This window comes from Bacteroidota bacterium (assembly GCA_018692315.1).
Lineage (GTDB): Bacteria > Bacteroidota > Bacteroidia > Bacteroidales > JABHKC01 > JABHKC01.
The window spans coordinates 1-2,955 of sequence record JABHKC010000116.1 but is presented as its reverse complement, the minus strand read 5'-3'; the positions used below and the strand labels follow the sequence as shown (position 1 = coordinate 2,955).

The 2,955-nt window shown below is 33.2% G+C and carries 3 protein-coding genes; all 3 read left to right on the top strand.

All coding sequences use genetic code 11. The features are described from left to right. Positions 1-53 precede the first annotated feature (53 nt). The 3 genes from HN894_09295 to HN894_09285 all read left to right on the top strand — a co-directional run bounded on the left by HN894_09295 (position 54) and on the right by HN894_09285 (position 2,857). The gene (locus HN894_09295) at positions 54-1,436 is read left to right on the top strand and encodes an RHS repeat-associated core domain-containing protein (GenBank protein ID MBT7143521.1); all 1,383 of its coding nucleotides are present in this window, start codon (positions 54-56) and stop codon (positions 1,434-1,436) included. Between the two features lie 20 nt (positions 1,437-1,456). Further along, positions 1,457-2,095, top strand: a complete 639-nt coding sequence (locus HN894_09290) for a hypothetical protein (protein ID MBT7143520.1) — start codon at positions 1,457-1,459, stop codon at positions 2,093-2,095. A gap of 285 nt (positions 2,096-2,380) precedes the next feature. After that, positions 2,381-2,857 carry a T9SS type A sorting domain-containing protein gene (locus HN894_09285; GenBank protein MBT7143519.1) on the top strand — a complete coding sequence of 159 codons (477 nt, stop codon included), beginning with the start codon at positions 2,381-2,383 and terminating at the stop codon, positions 2,855-2,857. Positions 2,858-2,955: the final 98 nt, after the last annotated feature.

The window sequence follows — 2,955 nt, the reverse complement described above, 5'->3', positions numbered from 1 at the left end:
TTCTAATTTCTAATTTCCAATTTCCAAACAAAAACATTATCTTTAGCAAGTTTTTGAAAAATGAAATATTAGAAAACGTGGAAAATTGCAACGAAAAACAATTCCATTACATTTCCGCCCCAAGCGGTTTGTTTGCAGTTTATACTAAAGAAACAGGACAAAACGACAAATTGCAATATATCCACACCGATCATCTTGGCTCTATCCAAACCATAACTGATGAAAGCGGACAGATAGATGCAACCTACAGCTACGATGCCTGGGGAAGACAAAGAGACGCTACCAACTGGTTTTTATACTATACTACACCACTACAAGCATTTAGCCGAGGCTATACAGGACATGAACATTTAAGCGATTTTGGGCTAATAAATATGAACGGCAGATTGTACGATCCTGTTCTTGGCCGTATGCTAAGCCCCGACAATTATGTACAAATGCCAGGAAATTCACAGAATTATAATAGGTATTCTTATTGTATGAATAATCCGCTGATCTATACGGATCCATCAGGAGAATTTTGGCATTTGGCTATAGGTGCAGTAATTGGAGGTTTTACGAATTGGAGTGCAAATGGTCATGATTTTTCATGGAAAGGACTTGGTCATTTTGGGGTTGGTGCTCTTACCGGTGCTTTAAGTGCAGGAGTTGGAGTTGGGATTCAAACTGCAGCTTCTGGTGCCGCTTTTGGGGCGGGTTTTGTTGGTTCTACTCATGGCATTTCTACTATTTTATCAGTAGGTTATACAAGTAGTTTTGCTAATGGGTTTATAGCAGGAGCGGGTGCAGGGTTTGCAGGTGGTTTTGTATCCAGTACTGGAAATGGACTTTTAGCAGGCAAGAGCTTTGATCAAGCATTAGGAAGTGGATTAATATCTGGCGGCTATGGCGCTTTATTTGGTGGTATAAGTGGTGGCATAATGGGAGGTATAGATGCAGCTTTAGATGGAAGACATTTCTTGACAGGCAAGCCTCCTTATAAAGATGTTTCATTAGAAATTCCTTTTGTTGGTCAAGAACCTAATAGTATGGACTGTATGTTAGCTAATAGTGAGATGCTGGAAAAATTCTTTGGAGGAACAAGAACGATTGATAACTTTAGAGAGATATATAATGACCTACCGGCAGGAGCAACATCTTCAGATTATTATTCTGCTGCGGGATTTAATGTTATGGGCAATCCAAAAACAGGTATGCATATTGCAAGAACAATGGAAGTGAACAAATTTCCAACAACTATTATTTATAATGAGGGAACTTATAATGGACGAGTATTAGACCACAATATTACAATAACTAGAATTAGAATGTGGACTCCAAAATCGAAATTTGTTTTATGGGTAAATGACCCTGCTAGAGGAACTAATATTAGATGGTCTCAAAGAGAATTGGAAAGAGTACTTATTGAATTGATAAATATAGGAGGAATAAATTGAAATTAATAAAAATAATATTCATGATACTTGTAGTTTCAAATGCATTTACACAATCAACGTGTGTTAGTATTGACAGCATATTAAACAACTATAGTGAGGATAAATATTTCTTATTTACTATCAATGTTTTGTATAAAAAGTTTCACGATAGCAATATTGAGCCTCCTTATACAAAGGAATTTATTATTAATAGAAGAACAAAGAATGAAGGATTAAATATTTTGTTTATTCCTCAAATTTTGATTCAAATTGACACTATTAATGATAATAAAATTAATTTACATATTGATTCAATTAATCCTATAAATCGAGCTATTATCTTTGACAAAAACAAGTATTTTGGTTCTTTACTTTTTACTATGTATGATAGTATACTATTTTGTCCATGCAGAAGAAAAACATCATCATATACTGATTTGTATTGTGGTAAGTATATTTATAGAGAAAATAATTATACAAAGTCATTAAAGCAGTTGCTGAAGAAAGAACCCATCCTTATATTTAAAGAACCTAATTTTGAACGTGTTTGGTTTTATGTTGATAGGAACAGGAAAACTTTTGTGTTTACTTATGAATCTGAAGATTATGAATTTGAAGATTTTTATAGACATAAAGACCTTTCGCGGTATTCTATGCCAACTCATTTCGTAAAACCTTAATATAATAGTTTTTAGAGCCTAATGATGTTGATAGTTTTCTACCAAGCTCAGAAAGCATATAATTTTAAGTTTATTTTTCATAATTCTCCCCCAACTACCGCAAACTTTCAACTTGTGGTTAATGAAATAAGGAACTTAATATGTCGAACATTTCACAATACAAATTCGTAATTTGTTATATTTGAGAATGAAACAATGACTGCAAGGCTTAATAAGAAATATTCGGAATAAAAGAATATTGTTAGAAAAGAATAATTTTGAAATAATATAACAAAATATGAAAAAATGAAAACAAAATTTAAACTGATATTAACAATCCTCTTAATCAGCATCACAGCCTTTTCTCAGGATTTTACTTTCGTTTACGACGATGCCGGGAATAGAGAAAAAAGGTTTATAACACTTTCTCCACCAAGTAAAGCTGCATTGCAAGACATAAGTTTTGTAGATGAGGAAATTCTTGAGGAAGAAGAAACTACTGAAGAACAAAAACTCTACGATAAACTCGATAACTTCGATTTGGTGGTTTATCCGAATCCTACAAAAGGAGAGGTGGTTGTACAAATTTCCGGTGAGGAAAATCTTGGTACTGTTACTTACAGGGTTTTTAACCAATTAGGCAGAGAAATACTTTCCGGAGCAAAAAGCTCAAATGTTTTGCATATAAACCTAAGTGGGCAAAAAGCCGGAACATATTTTCTTCGTGTAGAAATAAATGACAAAGAAAAATCTTGGAAGATTGTGAAGGAGCCGGGGAATTGATTATTTAATTATTGGCGATTGATTATTGAATATTGAACACCGAATTTCTAATTTCTAATTTCCAATTTCCAAACAAAAACATTATCTTTAGCAAGTTT

Coding starts and splice junctions, on each gene's coding strand:
- HN894_09290 (MBT7143520.1), top strand. CDS start 1,457: ATGATACTTGTAGTTTCAAATGCATTTACACAATCAACGTGTGTTAGT.
- HN894_09285 (MBT7143519.1), top strand. CDS start 2,381: ATGAAAACAAAATTTAAACTGATATTAACAATCCTCTTAATCAGCATC.